Source organism: Pseudomonas sp. AC255, assembly GCF_979258175.1.
The window spans coordinates 1,540,598-1,561,436 of the sequence record NZ_OZ409841.1 but is presented as its reverse complement, the minus strand read 5'-3'; the positions used below and the strand labels follow the sequence as shown (position 1 = coordinate 1,561,436).

At 61.3% G+C, this 20,839-nt stretch carries 13 protein-coding genes and 1 pseudogene; 3 read left to right on the top strand and 11 right to left on the bottom strand.

All coding sequences use genetic code 11. The annotated features are described in order from the left end of the window. Nucleotides 1-9 precede the first annotated feature (9 nt). Genes ACZZ0K_RS07290 through ACZZ0K_RS07280 form a run of 3 tightly spaced genes read right to left on the bottom strand, consistent with a single transcriptional unit; the run spans nucleotide 10 to nucleotide 3,079 of the window. Nucleotides 10-876, bottom strand: coding sequence for a carbohydrate ABC transporter permease (locus ACZZ0K_RS07290; protein ID WP_007912484.1), 867 nt, complete (start codon nucleotides 874-876; stop codon nucleotides 10-12). Next, nucleotides 873-1,985, bottom strand: coding sequence for an ABC transporter ATP-binding protein (locus ACZZ0K_RS07285; RefSeq protein ID WP_041477087.1), 1,113 nt, complete (start codon nucleotides 1,983-1,985; stop codon nucleotides 873-875). Before ACZZ0K_RS07285 ends, ACZZ0K_RS07290 begins: the two co-directional genes overlap by 4 nt. Further along, nucleotides 1,985-3,079, bottom strand: a complete 1,095-nt coding sequence (locus ACZZ0K_RS07280; RefSeq protein WP_252884472.1) for an ABC transporter ATP-binding protein — start codon at nucleotides 3,077-3,079, stop codon at nucleotides 1,985-1,987. Before ACZZ0K_RS07280 ends, ACZZ0K_RS07285 begins: the two co-directional genes overlap by 1 nt. Nucleotides 3,080-3,461: 382 nt before the next feature. On the opposite strand from ACZZ0K_RS07280, the gene ACZZ0K_RS07275 reads away from it, so the two are divergent. Continuing rightward, nucleotides 3,462-5,300: a sigma-54-dependent Fis family transcriptional regulator gene (locus ACZZ0K_RS07275; RefSeq protein WP_252884473.1), complete on the top strand. Its 1,839-nt coding sequence runs from the start codon at nucleotides 3,462-3,464 to the stop codon at nucleotides 5,298-5,300. Nucleotides 5,301-5,485: 185 nt separating this feature from the next. Here the strand turns inward: ACZZ0K_RS07275 and cysS are convergent. Beyond that, nucleotides 5,486-6,867: pseudogene (gene cysS, locus ACZZ0K_RS07270) on the bottom strand (cysteine--tRNA ligase). A gap of 18 nt (nucleotides 6,868-6,885) precedes the next feature. Continuing rightward, nucleotides 6,886-8,583, bottom strand: a complete 1,698-nt coding sequence (locus ACZZ0K_RS07265; RefSeq protein ID WP_024013424.1) for a glutamine--tRNA ligase/YqeY domain fusion protein — start codon at nucleotides 8,581-8,583, stop codon at nucleotides 6,886-6,888. Nucleotides 8,584-8,833: 250 nt separating this feature from the next. Here ACZZ0K_RS07265 and ACZZ0K_RS07260 point away from each other — a divergent pair, with 250 nt between their 5' ends. Then, a complete protein-coding gene (locus ACZZ0K_RS07260) occupies nucleotides 8,834-9,340 on the top strand; it encodes a peptidylprolyl isomerase (RefSeq protein ID WP_095189877.1) in 507 nt (168 codons plus the stop codon). After that, entirely contained in the window at nucleotides 9,337-10,083 is a 747-nt protein-coding gene (gene lpxH / locus ACZZ0K_RS07255; protein WP_252876571.1) for a UDP-2,3-diacylglucosamine diphosphatase, read from the top strand. Before ACZZ0K_RS07260 ends, lpxH begins: the two co-directional genes overlap by 4 nt. Before the next feature lie 179 nt (nucleotides 10,084-10,262). Here lpxH and ACZZ0K_RS07250 read toward each other — a convergent pair whose 3' ends face one another. From ACZZ0K_RS07250 to ACZZ0K_RS07225, 6 genes are all read right to left on the bottom strand, one after another. After that, the gene (locus ACZZ0K_RS07250) at nucleotides 10,263-11,792 is read right to left on the bottom strand and encodes a DHA2 family efflux MFS transporter permease subunit (protein ID WP_024013426.1); all 1,530 of its coding nucleotides are present in this window, start codon (nucleotides 11,790-11,792) and stop codon (nucleotides 10,263-10,265) included. Nucleotides 11,793-12,011: 219 nt separating this feature from the next. Then, nucleotides 12,012-13,214, bottom strand: a complete 1,203-nt coding sequence (locus tag ACZZ0K_RS07245) for an HlyD family secretion protein (RefSeq protein WP_258706922.1) — start codon at nucleotides 13,212-13,214, stop codon at nucleotides 12,012-12,014. Between the two features lie 15 nt (nucleotides 13,215-13,229). Then, the gene (locus ACZZ0K_RS07240; RefSeq protein ID WP_258706923.1) at nucleotides 13,230-14,699 is read right to left on the bottom strand and encodes an efflux transporter outer membrane subunit; all 1,470 of its coding nucleotides are present in this window, start codon (nucleotides 14,697-14,699) and stop codon (nucleotides 13,230-13,232) included. Continuing rightward, on the bottom strand, nucleotides 14,689-15,171 hold the full coding sequence (locus ACZZ0K_RS07235; protein ID WP_016775300.1) for a MarR family winged helix-turn-helix transcriptional regulator: 483 nt from the start codon (nucleotides 15,169-15,171) through the stop codon (nucleotides 14,689-14,691). The genes ACZZ0K_RS07240 and ACZZ0K_RS07235 overlap by 11 nt, the downstream gene beginning before the upstream one ends. A gap of 249 nt (nucleotides 15,172-15,420) precedes the next feature. Then, nucleotides 15,421-19,095 (bottom strand): translocation/assembly module TamB domain-containing protein, encoded by a 3,675-nt coding sequence (locus tag ACZZ0K_RS07230; protein ID WP_258706924.1) that lies wholly within the window; start codon nucleotides 19,093-19,095, stop codon nucleotides 15,421-15,423. After that, nucleotides 19,092-20,819 (bottom strand): autotransporter assembly complex protein TamA, encoded by a 1,728-nt coding sequence (locus ACZZ0K_RS07225; protein ID WP_252884477.1) that lies wholly within the window; start codon nucleotides 20,817-20,819, stop codon nucleotides 19,092-19,094. The genes ACZZ0K_RS07230 and ACZZ0K_RS07225 overlap by 4 nt, the downstream gene beginning before the upstream one ends. Nucleotides 20,820-20,839: the final 20 nt, after the last annotated feature.

The following is a 20,839-nucleotide window of genomic DNA, read 5'->3' as shown; positions in this document are numbered from 1 at the left end:
GGCCGGGCCTCAGCGGTTGGCGTCGGAGTGCGTCATGGCGGTATAGAACAGCCAGGACACCAACAGGATGATCAGGAAGTACACCAGCGAAAACGCCGCTGCCGGACCGAGGTCGAATTGCCCTACAGCCATCTGCGTCAACGTCTGACTCAAAAAGGTCGTGGCATTGCCCGGCCCGCCGCCGGTGAGCACGAACGGCTCGGTGTAGATCATGAAACTGTCCATGAAGCGCAGCATCACCGCGATCAGCAGCACGCTCTTCAGCTTGGGCAACTGAATGTGGCGAAACACTGCCCAGGCCGAGGCGCGATCGATCCGCGCCGCCTGGTAATACACGTCGGGAATCGCCCGCAAACCGGAGAAACACAGGAGCGCGACCAGCGAAGTCCAGTGCCAGACGTCCATCACCAGCACCGTCACCCAGGCGTCCATGGTGTTGGCCGCGTAGTTGTAGCTGATGCCCATCGCATTGAGGCTGGAACCGAGCAGGCCGATGTCGGCGCGGCCGAAGATCTGCCAGATGGTGCCGACCACGTTCCACGGAATCAGCAGCGGTATCGCCAGAATGATCAGCACCACCGAGGACCAGCGACCCTTGGTCGGCATGGTCAGCGCGACGGCGATGCCCAGCGGGATTTCGATCAGCAGCACGCAGGCGGAATAGATGAACTGGCGCAGCAGCGAGTCATGCAGACGCGGATCAAGCAACACTTGCTTGTACCAATCAGCGCCAACGAAGTAGCGGCTGGACTGGTCAAAGATGTCCTGCACCGAATAGTTGACCACGGTCATCATCGGGATCACCGCACTGAACGCCACCAGCAGGAACACCGGCAACACCAGCCACCAGGCCTTGTTGTTCTGCACCTTGTTCATGGCTGCACCTCCTCGTCGCTGACTTCCAGGAGAAATTCATCGGCATAGACCATCAGCCATTGCGCCGGGAAACTGATGTACGCGGTGCCCTGCGGCACCGGTTTGTCTTCGGCCAGACGCACCTTCAACGGCGCGCCGTCGAGGTTGAGGGTCATGATCTTGTAGGTGCCGAGGTCTTCGACGTGTACGACTTTGGCCTGCATCGCGTCGTCAAACGGCTCGTCCCACACATGAATGAACTCCGGGCGGATGCCGACCTTGAGATTTTTCCACTGGCCGTGCTCGATATGGCGCTGCAAGGCGTCGGACAACGGCAGGTGCGTCGAGGCGAAACCGACGCCCCCGGGCTGCGGCTGCACCTCAATCAGATTCATCCCCGGGCTGCCGATGAAATAGCCGACAAAGGTGTGGCTCGGCCGCTCGAACAATTCCCGTGGCGTGCCGAACTGAACGATCTGACCGCCGTACATGACCGCGATCTTGTCAGCGAAGGTCGAGGCTTCCAGTTGGTCGTGGGTGACGTAGACCATGGTGATGTTGAACTGCTCGTGGATCTGCTTGAGCTTGCGCCGCAGCTTCCACTTCAGGTGCGGGTCGATCACCGTCAGCGGCTCATCGAAGAGGATTGCCGAGACGTCATCGCGCACCAGCCCACGACCCATGGAGACTTTCTGCTTTTCGTCGGCGGTGAGATTGCGCGCCTTCTTGCTCAGCAGATTCTGCAAGTCGAGCACTTCGGCAATTTCCTGCACCTTGCTGTGCACTTTCGCCTCGGCCATGCCCTGGTTTCGCAGCGGGAAAGCGAGGTTGTCGAACACGGTCATGGTGTCGTAGACCACCGGAAACTGGAAAACCTGGGCGATGTTGCGCTTCTCCGGCGTGAGGTCGTTGACCGCTTTGCCGTCAAACAGCACATGGCCCTGGGACGGGCTGAGCAGGCCGGAAATGATGTTGAGCAAGGTCGACTTGCCGCAACCGGACGGGCCGAGCAAAGCATAGGCGCCACCCTGCTCCCAGACGTGATCCATCTCGCGGATCGCATAATCCTCCGCGCCGCTCGGGGTTTTGCTGTAGCTGTGGGCGAGGTGCTGCAAACGGATTTCGGCCATCAGGCAACCCTCGCGACACGCCGGCCCGGTGCTTGCACCAGACGGCCCTGCGCATCGAAAACGAACAGTTTGTGGGTCGGGATATAGATGCGGATCGGCGCATCGACGTCGTATTCATGAACACCCGGCAAGTGCAGCACCAGCAGAAAATGCTCGTTGCGCACATGCAGGAAGGTTTCCGAACCGCTGATTTCGGCGACCTCGACGGTCACGGCCAATTCGAGATCGTCATCGTTGCTCGGCACCAGCGAGATATGACTCGGGCGTACGCCGAAGCGGAACTCACCCTCGCCCACCGGGCGCAGATCGACGTTCAACGGAAAGTGGACGAAGTTGGCGAAGCTGACTTCGTTGCCGGCAATGCGTCCCGGCATGAGGTTGATCGGCGGTTCGGAGAACAATTCAGCGGCGAGCACCGACTGCGGCTGGTGATAGACCTCGGTCGACGGGCCGCTCTGAATCACCCGGCCTTCGTGCAGGATGGTCGTGGTGCCGCCGAGGGCCAGCGCTTCGTTAGGCTCGGTGGTGGCGTAGACGGCGATGGTGTGGCGCGCCTTGAACAGCTCGCGCATTTCCTGACGCAGCTCTTCGCGCAGCTTGTAGTCGAGGTTGACCAAAGGCTCGTCGAAGAGGATCAGTTCAGCATCCTTGACCAGCGCGCGGGCCATGGCCGTGCGCTGTTGCTGCCCACCGGAGAGCTCCAGCGGATAGCGCTGCAAGAACTTCTCGATGCGCAGCATGCGTGCGGTTTCCTGCACCTTGCTGTGGATGATCTCTTTCGAGATGCCGGCCTGACGCAGTGGCGAGGCGATGTTCTCGAACACCGTCATGGTCGGGTAATTGATGAACTGCTGATAGACCATCGACACGTTGCGCAGCCGCACCGGGCGCTGGGTGACGTCGACGCCGTTCATCAGCACGCGGCCGCTGTCGGGCTTGTCGAGGCCGGCCATCAGGCGCATGAGGCTGGTCTTGCCGGACAGGGTGCGCCCGAGCAGAACGTTGAAGGATCCGGGTTCGAATTTCAGGCACGCATCGTCGATCCAGATCTGGCCCTCGACGGTACGGCTGACGTGCTCCAGGGTGAGTGACATGGCTCGGCCTTTTTTATTTTTGGAGTCAAGCGACCGGAGCAACAGAGCGACATTCGTGCCAGAAATGGCAAGTGGTTGATTTGTCTTGAGAAGCAGTGTTTACGGGGGCAAGCGGCGTTCACAGCTGAACACTTTTGAACAGTCGGATTGATTGACAATGAACAATAGTGAACAACACTCTATGCACGCTTTTGCCCAATCCTGAATGCAAAATGGATCCCTGTGGGAGCGAGCCTGCTCGCGAAAGCGGTGTGTCATTCAATGAATCCATTGACTGAACCGACGCTTTCGCGAGCAGGCTCGCTCCCACATGGGGATTTGTGTAGTTTTGAAGATCGGGCTCATAACAATAATAAAATCGCTGCACTCAGAGGCTCGCCCCATGGCCGCACCTGCTTCGCCGCTGTCCCACGACGCGATCGTCCAGACCTCCTGGCAACGTTGCCGCGCGTTCGGCCTCGACCACCAGAGCGCCCCGGCCTTCGATCAATTGCCCGCCGCCGGCATTGCGCGGCTGCTCGACAGCCATCATTCGCTGGTGCAGACCACGCATCAGGAAGTCCTGCCCTACTACGAAAACATTCTAAGCAATTCCAACTGCCTGATCATGCTCGCCGACAATCAGGGCCAGGTGCTGACCTCATGGGGCACACAGCGCTTTATCGAACCAAATCTGGCCCGGGGCTTTCAGGCCGGGGCGAGCTGGATGGAGCGCAGCAGCGGCACCAATGCGATCGGCACCGCACTGGCCTGTGAGCAGGCGGTGCACATCGAACACGACGAACACTTCCTCAAGGCCAACCGCTTCATGACCGGCTCCGCCGCGCCGATTTTCGACGCCGAGCGCAAGGTCATCGCCGTGCTCGATGTCTCCAGCGACAGCTATCTGCCACCCTCGCACACCCTCGGCATGGTCAAGATGATGAGCCAGACCGTGGAAAACCGGCTGATCCTCAACCTGTTCCATGGACAGCACTTTCAACTGACATTCAACACCGGGTTGAACAACCTCGACAGCCAGTGGGCCGGGTTGCTGATCTTCGATGAAAGCGGTCAAGTGCTGTCGGCCAATCGCCGCGCCGACAATTTGCTCGGTGTGCGTTTGTCGCGCGTCAGCGTTGAAAGCCTGTTCAAGGTGTCGCTGCTGGAGTTGATCAATCAGCCCGAAGGTCTGCCGTTTGCCCTGCAGACCTCCGGACGCAACCGTTTCCAGTGTTTGCTGAAACGGCCGAAACAGGCACCGGTGCAGGCGCGGGTGTTTGTCGCCGAGGACAAGCCTGCGCCAGCCAGTGCGATCAGCCTCAATACGCTGCATTTCGGCGACAGTCGCGTGGAAAAAGCCGTGCGCCAGGCCGAGCGTTTGCTGGAGAAAGACATTCCGCTACTGATTCACGGTGAAACCGGCGTCGGCAAGGAAGTGTTCGTCAAAGCCTTGCATCAGGCCAGCTCCCGGCAAAAACAGGCATTCATCGCGGTGAACTGTGCAGCGATCCCCGCTGAACTGGTCGAGTCCGAGTTGTTCGGTTACGAGAAAGGCGCGTTCACCGGGGCCAACCAGAAAGGCAGCATCGGCCTGATCCGCAAGGCCGACAAAGGCACGCTGTTTCTCGATGAGATCGGTGACATGCCGCTGCCGACCCAGGCGCGTTTGTTGCGTGTGTTGCAGGAGCGCTGCGTGCAGCCGGTGGGCAGCAGCGAGTTGTTCCCGGTTGATTTGCGGATCATTTCCGCGACCAACCGTTCGTTGCGCGAGCAGGTGCAACTGGGCCGATTCCGCGAAGACTTGTACTACCGCATCGGCGGTCTGACCCTGGAGCTGCCGCCGTTACGTGAGCGCAGTGACAAGCAGGCGCTGTTCAAACGACTGTGGGAGCAGCATCGCGAGCCGACGCAATGGGCGGGGCTGAGCCCTGAAGTTCTGGAGTTGTTTGACAAGCATCCGTGGCCGGGGAATTTGCGTCAGGTCAGCAGCGTGATGCAGGTGGCGTTGGCCATGGCCGAGGAACAACCAGTGCGACCGGAGCATTTGCCGGATGATTTTTTTGTCGATCTGGAGATGGAGCCGGTTGAGACGGCTGCGCCGCTGGGGCTGGATTTGAATGATGTTGAGGCGTTGAATCGCGAGTTGAAGGCGGCCGGGGGAAATATTTCGCATCTGGCGCGGCGGCTGGGGGTTAGCCGCAATACGCTTTACAAGCGGTTGCGGCAGATTGGCAATTAAAAGCCAGATCAAAAGATCGCAGCCTTCGGCAGCTCCTACAGGGATCGCGTTTCCATCGATCGTTCCCACGCTCCGCGTGGGAACGCAGCCCGGACGCTCCGCGTCCCTACAGAGCCGAACGCGGAGCGTCCGTTGAGGCATTCCCACGCAGAGCGTGGGAACGATCATGGTAGGGGCTTTGGGCCTCAGTCAGCCAGACGCCAGGTAGTCCCACCCTTGCCGTCTTCCAGCACGACACCCATCGCCGTCAGCTGATCACGGATACGATCGGACTCAGCCCAATCCTTGCCCGCCCGAGCCGCCAGACGCGCCGCGATCAGCGCATCGACTTCAGCCGCATCGACACGCCCTTCAGCGCCCGCCTGCAGGAAGTCATCGGCCTCAAGTTGCAACACGCCCAGCACACTCGCCAGTTCCTTCAGACGTGCCGCCAGCCCCGCCGCCGCATCAAGATCGCTCTCGCGCAGACGGTTGATCTCGCGCACCATCTCGAACAGCACAGCGCACGCTTCAGGGTGCCGAAGTCGTCGTTCATCACCGTGGTGAAACGCTCGACGAACGCCTCGCCACCGGCCGGCGCCACGCTCGGCAGGCCTTTCAGCGCATGGTAGAAACGCTCCAGTGCGCCCTTGGCGTCCTTGAGGTTGTCTTCCGAATAGTTGATCGCGCTGCGGTAGTGGCTCGACACCAGCAGGTAACGCACCACTTCCGGGTGGTATTTGTCGAGCACGTCGCGGATGGTGAAGAAGTTGTTCAAGGACTTGGACATCTTCTCGCCATTGATGCGGATCATGCCGCAATGCATCCACGCGTTGGCGTAGGTCTTGCCGGTGGCCGCTTCGCTCTGGGCGATTTCGTTTTCGTGGTGCGGGAACTCCAGGTCGCTGCCGCCGCCATGAATATCGAAAGTCTCACCGAGGCAGCAGGTCGACATCACCGAGCACTCGATGTGCCAGCCCGGACGTCCGGCGCCCCATGGCGATTCCCAGCTCGGCTCGCCCGGCTTGGCGGCTTTCCACAAAACGAAATCGAGCGGGTCTTGTTTCGACTCGTCGACTTCGATGCGAGCGCCAATGCGCAAATCTTCGATCTTCTTGCGCGACAGCTTGCCGTAGCCCATGAACTTGGCGACGCGGTAGTACACGTCGCCATTGCCCGGCGCGTAAGCGTAGCCCTTGTCGATCAGGGTCTGGATCATCGCGTGCATGCCGGCGATGTGATCGGTGGCGCGCGGTTCCATATCCGGCTTCTGGATGTTCAGGCGCGCTTCGTCTTCGTGCATCGCGGCGATCATGCGCTCGGTCAGCGCTTCGAACGATTCACCGTTCTCGCGCGCACGATTGATGATCTTGTCGTCGATATCGGTGATGTTGCGTACGTAGGTCAGGTCATAACCGCTGAAGCGCAGCCAGCGTGTCACCAGGTCGAACGCGACCATGCTGCGGCCGTGGCCGAGGTGGCAGTAGTCGTACACGGTCATCCCGCAGACGTACATGCGCACCTTGTTGCCATCCAGCGGCTTGAAGACTTCTTTGCTCTTGCTGAGCGTGTTGTAGATCGTTAGCACGTTAGTTCCTTGACTCACTCACTGGCCCCACGAATCACGCAGGGTCACGGTACGGTTGAATACCGGCTGACCGGGTTTCGAGTCCTTCAGATCCGCGACGAAGTAGCCTTCGCGCTCGAACTGGAAACGGTCTTCCGGCTGTGCGTTGCCGAGCGATGGCTCGGCGCGACAACCGGTCAGCACTTGCAGCGAGTCAGGGTTGATGTTGTCGAGGAAACTGGCGCTGTCTTCGGCCTTTTCCGGGTTCGGCGAACGGAACAGGCGATCGTACAGACGTACTTCGCACTCGACGCTGGCGGCGGCCGGCACCCAGTGGATCACGCCCTTGACCTTGCGCCCTTCCGGGTTCTTGCCGAGGGTGTCCGGATCGTACGAGCAACGCAATTCGACGATGTTGCCGTCGGCGTCCTTGATCGCTTCATCGGCGCGGATCACGTAGCTGCCACGCAGACGCACTTCACCGGCCGGTTCCAGGCGCTTGTAGCCCTTCGGCGGCTCTTCCATGAAGTCTTCACGGTCGATGTAGATTTCCCGAGCGAATGGCAACGCGCGCACGCCCATGTCTTCTTTCGGATGGCGTGGCAGTTCGAGGTTTTCGACCTGGCCTTCCGGGTAGTTGGTGATGACCACTTTCAGCGGACGCAGCACGCACATGGCGCGCGGTGCGCTGTGGTCGAGGTCGTCGCGGATGCTGAATTCGAGCATGCCGAAATCGACCACGCCGTCGGAACGGTTGGTGCCGATCATTTCGCAGAAGTTGCGGATCGATTTCGGCGTGTAGCCACGGCGGCGGAAGCCCGACAGCGTGGACATGCGCGGATCGTCCCAGCCGTTGACGTGCTTCTCGTCAACCAGTTGCTTGAGCTTGCGCTTGCTGGTGATCGTGTAGTTCAGGTTCAGGCGACTGAACTCGTACTGGCGCGGGTTCGCCGGCACCGGCAGGTTCTCCAGGAACCATTCGTACAGCGGGCGATGGCTTTCGAACTCGAGGGTGCAGATCGAATGGGTGATGCCTTCGATGGCGTCCGACTGCCCATGGGTGAAGTCGTAGTTCGGGTAGATGCACCACTTGTCACCGGTCTGGTGGTGATGGGCGTGGCGGATGCGATACATGATCGGGTCGCGCAGGTTCATGTTCGGCGAGGCCATGTCGATCTTCGCCCGCAGCACGCGCGCGCCGTCCGGGAATTCACCGGCCTTCATGCGCGCGAACAGGTCGAGGTTTTCCTCAACCGAACGGTCACGGAACGGGCTGTTCTTGCCCGGCTCGGTGAGGCTGCCACGGTATTCCTTGGCCTGCTCCGGGGTCAGGTCGTCGACGTAGGCCTTGCCGGCCTTGATCAGCTCGACGGCCCAGTCGTGCAACTGGTCGAAATACTGCGAGGCGTAGCGCACTTCACCGGACCATTCGAAGCCCAGCCATTTGACGTCGCTTTCGATGGCGTCGATGTATTCCTGATCTTCCTTGGCCGGGTTGGTGTCGTCGAAACGCAGGTGCGTGACGCCACCGAACTCCTGGGCCAGGCCGAAGTTGACGCAGATCGACTTGGCGTGGCCGATGTGCAGGTAGCCGTTGGGCTCCGGCGGAAAGCGAGTCACGATCTGGGTGTGCTTGCCCGAGTCCAGGTCTGCCTGGATGATCGGCCGCAGGAAGTTGACCGGCACGGCAGGGCCGGACTTGGCATTCGAGGTAGGGTCGACAGTGGGCTTGCTCATAGGATCCTTGACGTACAGGTGCGCGGCCGCAAAGAGGGGCCAGACAAAACAAAGCCGCTATCATAGCCGATGCTGTCAAGGGCCTGACAGAGCAGCTCTTATAAAGGCATGCATTTAATCGCCGGGAAATGAAAAACCGCCTCGAAATTCGCGCCTGTCACGCTAAACTGCGCACCTTGGCCGAAGCAGGCTGAACCGGTTGTGGGGCTCAATGTCCCAGAACCACGAATTCCTCAGAAGAGTAGCGATCATGACTCAAGTCAAACTGACCACCAACCATGGCGACATCGTCATAGAACTGAACGCTGAAAAGGCGCCGATCACCGTTGCCAACTTCATCGAGTACGTCAACGCCGGTCACTACACCAACACCGTATTCCACCGCGTCATCGGCAACTTCATGATCCAGGGCGGCGGTTTCGAGCCTGGCATGAAAGAAAAGAAAGACAAGCGTCCAAGCATCCAGAACGAAGCGGACAACGGTCTCTCCAACGACAAATACACCGTCGCCATGGCCCGCACCATGGAGCCGCATTCGGCTTCGGCGCAGTTCTTCATCAACGTCGCCGACAACACCTTCCTCAACCACAGCGGCAAGAACGTGCAGGGCTGGGGCTACGCGGTATTCGGTAAAGTCACCGCCGGCACCGACGTTGTCGACAAGATCAAAGGCGTGTCGACCACTTCCAAGGCCGGCCACCAGGACGTACCCGCAGACGACGTGATCATCGAGAAAGCCGAGATCATCGAAGCGTGATATTGCTGATTTCAGACTTGCATCTGGAAGAGGAGCGCCCGGACATTACCCGGGCGTTTCTGGATTTGCTCGCCGGACGCGCCCGCTCGGCGAGTGCGTTGTACATCCTCGGCGACTTCTTCGAGGCGTGGATTGGCGACGACGCCATGACGCCCTTTCAGCGCTCCATCTGCCAGGCCCTGCGCGATTTGAGCGACAGCGGCACGGCCATATTCCTGATGCACGGCAATCGCGACTTCATGCTCGGCAAGGCCTTCTGCAAACAGGCCGGCTGCACATTGCTGAAGGACCCGAGTGTCGTGCAGTTCTACGGCGAGCCGGTGCTGCTGATGCACGGCGACAGCCTGTGCACCCGCGACGTTGGCTACATGAAGCTGCGCCGCTACCTGCGCAACCCGATTACCCTGTTCATCCTCCGTCACCTGCCACTGCGCAGCCGCCATAAACTGGCGCGCAAGCTACGCAGCGAAAGCCGCGCACAGACGCGGATGAAGGCCAATGACATCGTCGATGTCACCCCGGAAGAGATTCCGCGAGTGATGCACGAATTCGGCGTGAAAACCCTGATCCACGGCCATACCCACCGCCCGGCGATTCACAAGTTGCAGCTTGGTGAACAAGCGGCGAAGCGGATTGTGCTGGGGGATTGGGATCGTCAGGGTTGGGCGTTGCAGGTGGATGAGAGCGGGTATGCCTTGGCGCCGTTCGATTTCGCCCCGCCGCTGGCATTGCCGCACGGCTGAAGAGCTTTACCCCCTCACCCCAGCCCTCTCCCCCAGGGGGGCGAGGGGGAAAGGGAGCTGATCGCATGCAGTTCAAAACCTGAGTTCGACTCGGTATCGCAAGTCGATGTACCTCGAACATGCACCGCGGTCAGTCCCCTCTCCCTCCGGGAGAGGGTTAGGGTGAGGGGCTCTTGATTCTAGTGCCCCGAAGCTGCCGGCCCGGCCTTGGCGGCAAACGGCGGTTTCGCCAGCCATACAATCAAAATCAGCCCCATGAATCCCCACCCTAGCAACGTGAAGTAATCCACGGTCGAAAGCATGTACGCCTGGCTGGTGAGGATCTGGTCCATCTGCGCATACGCCGACTGGCTCGCCCCACCCAACTGATTCAGGGTCTCGCGGGTGGCAGGCTCAAACGTGCTGATGCTTTCGCTCATATACGCATGATGCTGATCGGCCCGGCGAATCCAGATCCAGGTGGTCAACGACGCCGCAAAGCTGCCGCCCAGTGTCCGCAGGAAAGTCGCCAGGCCTGCGCCATCAGCGATCTGGCTCGGCGGCAAGTCCGACATCAGAATACTCAGGGTCGGCATGAAGAACAGCGCCACACCGATACCCATGAACAACTGCACCAGAGCGATGTGCTGGAAGTCGACCTCGTTGGTGAACTCGGCGCGCATGAAACAGCTCAGGCCAATCGCCAGAAACGCAATCCCGGCGAGCAGACGCAGGTCGAACTTGTGCGCGTATTTGCCGACAAATGGCGACAGCAACACCGGCAGAATCCCGATCGGCGCCACGGCAAGTCCCGCCCAGGTCGCGGTGTAACCCATTTGCGTTTGCAGCCACTGCGGCAGGATCAGGTTGATGCCGAAGAACCCGGCGTAACCCAAGACCAGCACCAGCGTGCCGATGCGGAAGTTGCGATGGGCGAACAGGCGCAGGTTGACCACCGGATGGCGGTCGGTCATTTCCCAGATCACGAACACCGCCAGGGCGACCACGGAAATCGCCGCGCCGACGATGATGAAGTTCGATTCGAACCAGTCCAGGTCATTGCCCTTGTCGAGGATCACCTGCAACGCGCCGACGCCAATGATCAGCGTGATCAGGCCGACGTAATCCATCGGCTGGCGACTGGTCACCACCGGCCGTTTCGCCAGTTGCGAACGCACCACCATCACCGCAAAGATGCCGATCGGTACGTTGATGAAGAAGATCCACGGCCAGCTGTAACTGTCGGTGATCCAGCCGCCGAGAATCGGCCCGGCAATCGGCGCGACCACCGTGACCATCGCCAGCAATGCCAGGGCCATCCCGCGTTTGGCCGGCGGATACACCGCGATCAACAGCGTCTGCGTCATCGGATACAACGGCCCGGCCACCAGGCCTTGCAGCACACGAAAGCCGATCAGCTCGGGCATCGAAGTCGAGATACCGCAGAGAAACGACGCCAGCACAAACAGCATCGTCGCCCACAGAAACAGCTTCACCTCGCCGAAGCGGCGGCTGAGCCAACCGGTCAGCGGCAGCGCAATCGCGTTGCTCACGGCGAACGAAGTGATGACCCAGGTGCCCTGCTCCGAACTCACCCCGAGGTTGCCGGAAATCGTCGGCAGCGCCACGTTGGCGATGGTCGTGTCGAGCACTTGCATGAACGTCGCCAGCGACAGGCCGATGGTGCTGAGCAACAGGCTGGGCGGCGTGAAAGAAGCGTTATTGCTCATTGTGAATCCTATGAAACCTGATGGTCGCTGCGGTCTGATGAACACAGCAGGCCCTGTGGTAACAGGCCCTTGTGGCGAGGGGATTTATCCCCGCTGGGTCGCGAAGCGGCCCCTCTTTTGGCTCAGGAAAAACGGGCCTGCTGCGCAGTCCAGCGGGGATAAATCCCCTCGCCACAGATAACCGCTCACCACAGAGCCTACTTCTGATCCGGTGTGCTCTCAGCGCTGTGCGGTCTTGCCTGCTGCTGCGCTGTTGTCGTGAATCAACTGGGCAATCATCGCGTCCGCTTCGGCCAGTTGGCGCTCGTAGACGTTGGTGCTGAACGAGGCCTTTTGCGGCGGTTGCTGGGCCAGCACCGGGCCGCTCTGGTCGTGCAGATTGACCTCGACATTGGTCGACAGACCGACACGCAGCGGGTGCTTGGCCAGCTCTTCGGCGTTGATGTGGATACGCACCGGCACACGCTGAACAATCTTGATCCAGTTACCGGTGGCGTTCTGTGCCGGCAGCAGAGCAAACGCGCTACCCGTACCGGCGCCGAGGCTGTCGACGGTGCCGCTGTATTTCACATCGCTGCCATAAATATCGGCCTCGATATCCACTGGCTGACCGATGCGCATGTCACGCAGTTGGGTTTCCTTGAAGTTGGCGTCGATCCACAGCTGATCCAGCGGAATCACCGCCATCAATGCGGTGCCCGGTTGTACGCGCTGGCCGAGCTGCACGGTGCGCTTGGCGACGTAACCGGTGACCGGCGCGATCAAGGTGCTGCGCGCATTGGTCAGGTAGGCCTGACGCAGATCGGCAGCCGCCGACATTACGTCCGGATGGGACGAGACCACGGTGTCGTCGACCAGTGCGCTGGTGGTTTTCAGTTGCTGTTTGGCGTTAGCCAAGGCGTTCTGCGCCGAGGTCAGGTCGTCGCGGGCGTGGGACAGCTCTTCCTGGGAAATCGCCCCGCCCTGGGCGAGATTTTTCCGCCGGTTGTAGTTGTCCTGGGCCTTCTGCACTTCGGCCTGCTGCGCGTTGACCTGGGCTTTCATGCCGTCGACGTTGCTATACAGGCCGCGCACCTGACGCACGGTGCGGGCCAGTTTGGCCTTGGCACTTTGCAGGCCGACTTCGGCATCGTTGGGGTCGAAGTTGACCAGCACCTGGCCTTCCTGGACCAGATCACCGTCGTCAGCGCCGATGCTGACCACGGTGCCGGTGACCAGCGGTGTGATTTCCACGACGTTGCCATTGACGTAGGCATCGTCGGTGCTTTCGTTAAAGCGCCCGATGAACTCGTGATAGGCCCAGACGCCGGCAATGGCGAGCAGGACGACCACGGCGAGGGCCAGCAGCATCACCTTGCGTTTGCGCGGGTTGCCGGTGTCCGGGGTGTTGCCTTGAGCTTGGGTGTTTTCGGCAGTGGCCATGACAAATACCTTGAATTAATGGTGCGACGAGGCGGGGCTGGCGTTGGCTGCGTTCAGGTTTTCACCCTGAAAGCCGCCGCCCAGCGCTTGCATCAGTTGAATCGACAGGTCGATCTGCTCGGCATTGAGGGTCGCCAGCTGACGCTGGGCCTGGAGCAATTGCTGCTCGATGCTGAGCACGTCCAGGTAGTTGCCGATGCCGGAACCGTAACGCTGGACGACGGTGTTGTAAGAATCCTGAGCAATGTCGGTGGCATGTTGCTGCGCGCCGATCTGCCGGCCGATATCACGCAGCTGGTTGATGGTGTCGCCAACATCACCCAGGGCTTTCACCAGGCTTTTGTTGTACTGCGCCACCGCCAGATCGTAATCAGCGTCGCGCGCATCAAGGTTGGCGCGCAGGCGTCCGCCATCGAAAATCGGCAGCGATACGGTCGGTGCGATGTTGAAGAAGCGGCTGGCCGAACCGAACATCGCATCACCCAGCAACGACTCGGCGCCGGCCGAGGCCGAAAGGTTGAGGTTGGGATAGAAGCGGGTTTTCGCCGCATCGATGTCTTTGCTCGCCGCCTCGACACGCCAGCGCGCCGCGACCAGATCCGGGCGGCGGCCGAGCAGTTCCGCCGGCAACACCGACGGCACCGCCACGGCGCTGGCTTGCAGAACTTTCGGTCGAGCGATTTCGTTGCCACGATCCGGGCCTTTGCCGAGCAATACCGCCAAGGCGATTTTCGCGCTGTTCAGGCGTTTTTCCGCGTCGATCAGGCTCGCTTGAGAACTGGCTTCCAGACTCTGGGTTTGCTGGAACTGGTACTGGCTATCGATCCCCGAACTCAAGCGGCGCTGACTGAGGTCGAGCATTTGCCGGGTGCGCTTGAGGTCTTCGCTGGCAAGGTCGTAAACGATGTGCGCCTGACCGAGATCGCTGTAAGCACGAGCGACGTCAGCGGCAAGGGTCAGCTGCGCGGCCTGACGGTCGACTTCGGCGGCGCGGGCCTCGCCGAGTGCGGCTTCCCAGGCATCGCGCTGGCCGCCCCACAAATCGAAGTTGTAATTGAAGCCGGCGCTGACATTGCGCACCGTCGCGTAAGCCCCGCCCTGCCCGCGCGGATCCTGGTCACGGGCCAGCCGCGAACGGCTGATGCCGGCGCTGGCGTCGAGGGTCGGATAACGCTCGGCATCGGCGGCATAGGCGGCGGCACTGGCCTGATGAGCGCGGGCTGCGGCGATCTGCATGTCCGGGCTGTCTTGCAGGGCTTCGCGGATCAGGCCGTCGAGCTGCGGATCGCCGAGGCTGCTCCACCAATCGCTTTTCGGCCACGCCGCTGGCGACAGGCTGACGCCGTCCAGAGACTGCGCTGTCTTCAGGCTCTTCGCGTCGAGGCGCTGGCCTTCAGTGTCGAGGCCGCTGTAATTGGCGCAACCGGCGAGGATCATCGCCGACAACAGCAGCGTCAGACTGCTGCGCAAAGTGTTAGCGCTCATTGTGATCACCTAGACGCTGGATGGTGATCGGGTCACCGGCGGCCAGCAGGATTTTCTTCAGGATGTATTCCAGGGTTTTCAACTCTTCGCGGGAGATCGCGCCGGCCAGCTCATTCATCGCATCGGCACCGATGTGCGGCAGACGATCAGCCAGTTGCTGGCCCTGCTCGGTCAGCTTCAACTGCACCTGACGCCGGTCGCCTTCGCTGCGCTGACGAAGCAGAAAAGCCTTCTGCTCGAGGCGATCGAGCATGCGCGTCATCGACCCGCTGTCCAGCGACAGATGGCGGCACAGCTCGGCCGGGGTGTCGACGCCGAACTGGGCCATGATGATCAACACCTTGAACTGCGCGGCGGTGATGCCGTGGGGTTCCATGTGGGTATCGATGATCCGGTCCTTGAGCAACGCGGCACGACCGAGCAACAGGCCGAGGTGGCAATGTTTGAATTCTTCCGGAGTGAAATGCTTCATGGGTCGACCTGATAACTGCCTAGGCAGTGAATGTATGTCGAGATGTTACTGCTTAGGCAGCGAATGTCAACGCAATAGTTAGGGGGCTTTGTAATTAATCACTGACCGGCCACGCGGGATCGTTCCCACGCTCCGCGTGGGAATGCAGCCGGGGACGCTCTGCGTCCGTTTTTTGAGAGCCGGGACGCAGAGCGTCCCTTGAGGCATTCCCACGCAGAGCGTGGGAACGATCATTGGAGAGAACGCGCTCTAGAAATCCCGCTTGTAGAAAATATCCAGCGAACTCGCCACGCCGCTCGCCGCTTCGACGTAAACCTTCTTGCTCAGCTTGTAGCGCAAGGCAATGGTGCTGGCCGGTTCGAAGACGCCGACGCCGTAGCGCAGGCTGAGTTTTTCGGAGATGTTGCCGCTGGCGACGACGCTGGTGTCATTGCCGCTGCCCTGGGTGTCGAGCTGGAAATCCTCGATGCCCAGATCCTTGGCCAGACCACTGGTGACCCCGGCGCTGCCCATCAGGCCCAGGCCCAGCGCGGCTTGCGCGAGCATGTTGTTGTCTTCGCCATTGGTGCTCAGCGGGCGGCCCAGCACCAGGTACGACAGCGCCTGTTCCTGACTCATCGCCGGTTCGGAGAAGATCTGCGTGGTCGGCTGTTCGGCGCTGCCGCTCAGGCGAATACCGGCGATGACGTCGTCGGTCTGGCGGATCGCTTCGATGTCCAGATACGGCTGGTCGATGGGACCGGCGAACAACAGACGCGCGCGACGCACGGTCAGGCGCTGGCCATAGGCGCGATAGCGGCCGTCGTTGAGCCAGAGCTCGCCACGGGTGTCCATGTTGTCGCCGATGTGCACCTGACCTTGCAGATTGGCGGTCAGGCCGAAACCGGCAAAGCTCAGCTTGTCCTGGCCGACGATCACGTCGATGTCCATTTTCATCGCGATCGGTGGTTTGCCCTCTTCGGTCTGCGCACCAACGATGATCGTGTCGTCGGAGACTTTTACCGTCGATGGCGGCAGCTCGCGCACGGTGATTTCGCCTTTCGGCACCAGCACCTTGCCAGCAACTTTCAGCTCATCGCCGGCCATGGAAATCTTCAGATCCGGGGCCATTTCCAGTTTGGCGTAGGGCTCGACGCTGACCGGCAATTGCGTGCCCTTGAGCGCCAGATCGACCACCAGCGCCTGCCCCCAGGCGACGTTGCCGTTGAGGCTGCCCTGACCGGTCTTGCCGCTTTGCCAGCCGCCGTCCAGGCGTACCGATTCACCGGCAATCGCCGCAGTCAGTTGCAGGTTCTGCAGCTCCATCGGCAGTTCGGCGCCGGACACTTCGCCATCGCTGAGCTGCACAGTGCCGTTGACCAGCGGCGCGAGCAAACCACCGGAGATCGTGCCACTGCCGTTGAGGCGGCCGGTGAGTTTCTCGACCATCGGTACAAACGGCCGCGCCACCGACAGGTCGAGGCCAGAGAGGCGGAACGAGCCGCTCAGCGGTTTGTTCTTCGGCAGCGGATTGAGCTGCGCCTGGACCATCAATTCGCCGAGTTTGCCGCCGACAAAATTGAGCTCGGTGTCGACGCGCTTGGGCGTGAGCTTGCTGCTGAGTTTGAGGGTCTGGTAGGGGAAATCCAGCCAGCGATCCTTGTCGCGCACGCGCAGGGTGCCGCCGCTGGCGTCGACACTGACCACGCCGTTCGGGCCGCTCGCCGGCAAGTCCAGTTGCAGATCGGCGTTGAGCCGGCCCTGCCAGGCGAAGTCCTTGGGCAACCATTGCGCAAGGCTTTCGATCGGGAATTGCTTGAGGTGATAACGCAGCTTAGGCTCGGGCATCAGGCGCTGATCTTCGCCACACAGGCTGGCATTGCCGGACAGCCAGCAATGCGCGCCGAAATTGATCTGGCCGTCCGCCAGGCGCTCCAGTCTGGCCGGGCTTTGCAGCTTCCAGTCCTGGCCACCGGCCTGAATGTCGCCACTGGCCAAGCGTCCGCGCCAGTTGCCCTTGTCGAGATTGCCGTCCAGACCCAGCGCCAGTTTCAGCTTCGGCCCGATCAGGTCGAGGTTGAGTTTCTGGCTTTTGATATCGCCCTGAGCACTGGCGGTCAGGGTGCCCAGCGAGGTGTCGCCGGTCTGAATGCCGCTGCCTTTGAGATTGATCCTCGCCCGCTGCGCACTGTCGAGCGTGGCGTCGAGGTTGAGGCTTTGCAGACGATTGTCCTGGAAGGCCAGTTGCGAACCTTGCAGATCAAGCTTGCCCTGCGGCGCCTTCAGCGTGCCGGCGACGTTGACCTGACCGTTGACCTGCCCGCGCAATTGCGGCCACAACTGGGCCAGACGCGGCAGCTTGATGTCGATCTGTCCGCCGAGTTTGTCCTGCAGGCTGCCCTTGCCATTGATGCTGTTGTCGCCGAGGCGGATCTGCAGGGCATTGAGATTCCACCGCTCGCCCGCGCCGTCAGCCTTGGCCTGGAGGACCGCCGGTTGGCCGCGCAACTTGCCCTTGAGATCGAGGTCGGCGCTGAGGCTGAGTCGATCATTCTTCATCTCGCCTTTACTCTTCAACGGTCCGGCCAGGGTGCCCGGCAGTTCGGCGACCCAGTACGCCGGGTTGAGCGCCGACAGATCCAGCGCGGTATCCCAGGCGATGCCGTCGGCGAAGCGCACATTGACGTGCCCTTCGGCCTTGCCCTGCCCGGCCTGCATGACCAGTTGCGGCAAGGCGATCTGTTCCAGACTGCCACTGAACGGACTGCTCAAGGTGAACGCCCCGGCCGGGCCATCCAGCGCAGCGTCGAAGTTGCCGAGGTACTGACCGTCGGTGTAGGACACTTCGCCAGTGAAAGTACGCAATGCGACTTGTGGCTCGTCGATCTCCGGATAGAGCCGGTGCCACGGGAAGTCTTGCCAGTTGATATTGGCCTGGGCGCTGAGACCCTTGCTCCAGTCGACATTGCCGGTGAGCTTGAGGCTTTGCGTGTCGTTGGCGTTGAGGTCGAGGCCGGCGATCTGCGCGCCGTTGGCGTCAACCTTGCCCTTGAGCAGCAGCGCCACCGGTGATTTCTCGGCGGGCAGCGTGGCGTTGCCGAGCAGTTGATAACCGTTTTTCAGGTCGCCTTCGCCGGTGAGCACAAGCTGATTGAATTGCAGCGTGTCCGGCAGATCGGCGCTCGGCTTGAACGCATCGCTGGTGACGCGCAGCTTGGCCGGGAGGTTTTCCGCCAGCGCTTGCAGCTCGCCGTTCAACTGGCCGTCGAGGTAGCCGCGGCTGTCGGCGTGCAGGTTGAGGGTTTTCAGCAGGTCGCCGTCGACTTTCAGCGCCAGCGTCCACGGCTCGCTGCCGGGAGAAGGCAAAGTCAAATCGCCCTGAATCGTCAGCGGCCAGTTGCCGCTCGGTTGCAGCAGGCCGGACAGGTTCAGGCTGAGCTCGTCGCGCTGCAATTTCACGCTGTCGATCTGCAGCCCATGAGCGGTCCAGTGCGCCGCCAGTTGCAAGCCCTTGAGCTGTTCGCTGCCGTTGAACAACAGGCTGCCCACCTCGACGTCGCCCAATTCGATGGCCAACGGCAATTGCAGGTCCGGCAGTTTGATCGGGCCGCTCTCGGTGGTTTCTTCGCTCGGCGGGAATTGCAGGACGACCTGATCGGCCTTGAGCTGATCAATGCACAAGGTCATGCGCGTCAGGCACAGCGGCGACCAGGCGAAGATTGCCTTGTTCAGCTCGACGCGGCTGGTGTCCTGTTGCCATACCAGGTGATCGGCACTCCACTGCCCAGCGAGGCGACCGTGGAAATTCTCCACGCTCAAGCCGGGCACAAGGCCCAGCGCCCAACGGCTGCCGGCCTGCGTGCCAAGCAGTGCGGCCAGGCTCAAGACGATTAACACAACCAGCGCCAACAGCGTCAGCGCCGTTATTTTCACACCACGCTTCACAGCTCAGGCCCCATGGAAAAGTGCAGCCGGATGCCGCCGTCGTCGTCCAGCGCATGGGCCAGGTCAAGGCGGATCGGCCCGACCGGCGAGACCCAGCGCACACCTACACCGACCCCGGTCTTGAGGTCGGGCAGTTCGAGTTTGTTAAAAGAGTTGCCTTGGTCGACGAAGGTCGCGACCCGCCATTTCTCGGCGATCGAATACTGATACTCGACGCTGCCGGCAATCATGTAGCGGCCACCGATGCGGTCGCCGTCAGAGTTTTTCGGCGACAGGCTCTGATAGTCGTAACCGCGCACGCTCTGATCGCCACCGGCAAAGAAGCGCAGCGACGGCGGAATCGAGTTGTAGCCGTTGGTGGCGCTGCCGCCGACCTGCACGCGACCGAGCAAGCGGTGCTTGTCGAACACCGTAGTCAGGCCCTTGACCAGCGCGGTGCCATATAAAAGGTTGTTGTCCGAACCGAGGCCTTCCTTGGCCACTTTGCTTTCGAAGCTCAGGCGATAGCCGTTACGCGGGTCGATGCGGTTGTCGCTTTTCAGATAGGAATAACTGATGCCGGGCATGAGCAACGTGCTCAGGCCGGAGTCGTCGCCGAGTTCGTATTCTTCACGTTGCCATTTCAGCGAGATCACCCGCTGCCAGCCGCTGGGCAACTTGCTGTGCCATTCCGGGCCGAAAGTCAGCAGCTTGCTGAGGGTGTCGGAGCCTTCGATGTCTTCGAACTGATAGCCGCCGGCCCAGCGCAGTTTGTCGGTCAATGGCGGGTCGAGCGGGATGTCGTAAAACAGCCCGACGTTCTGCCGGGGCGCCGAGAGCTCGGCCTCCCAGCCATAGCTGTCGCCCTGCGGGTTGACCCAGTGACGCGTCCAGTTGGCCTTGATCCGTGGGCCGACGTCGGTCGAATAACCGAGGCCCAGACCCATGGTGCGCGGCTTGCGCGTGTCGAGTTTGACGGCGACCGGAATCACATCGTTCTGCGCTGCCGTCGGTGCCGCGTCGACGCGCACGCCTTCGAAATAGCCGCTCGATTGCAGATCGCGATTGAGTTCGGCGATCAGTTCCGAATCGTAAGGCTCGCCTGCCTTGAACGGCACCATGCGTTGCAGCAGGTCTTCGTCGAAGGGCGTGTCGCCCTCGAAACTGACTTTGCCCAGCGTATAGCGCGGGCCGCTGTCGTAGATCAATTCGATGTCGGCCACGCCCGCGCGCGGATCGACCATGAGTTTCTGGCTGGTGAAATGACCGCTGAAGTAACCGAAGCGCGAGGCCTGATTTTGAATCACGCGCTTGGCGTCTTCGTAACGGCCATGGTTGAGCACGGCGCCGGACTTGAGCAGGTCGCTTTTCGGCACGCGAAAGGATTTCAGCGAGGCTGCCGGGCCGTCGACGCGCACGGTGACGTTGCGCAGGCGAATCGGCTCGCCGGGATCGATGTTCAACACCAGACGCGGTTTTTCTCCGCCCTTGATGTCACTGTCGATCTGCGGCTGGTAGTAGCCCAGCGCCTGAGCCGCTTTGCGCGCCTGCTCTTCGGCGCCGCGACTGAAACGCAGCAAGGCTTCTTCGTCGCGATCGCCGAGGCTGCCGATATAGCCTTCTATATTGGCCTTGAGTTCATCGTTGGACGGCTTGATCCGTACATCCAATTCACTTTGCGCCAGCGCCGCGCAGCTGGATAACAGCATCAGCACGCCGCTGGTAAATCTTCGTGGAAACTTCATAGGCGCGGATGCTATCACGG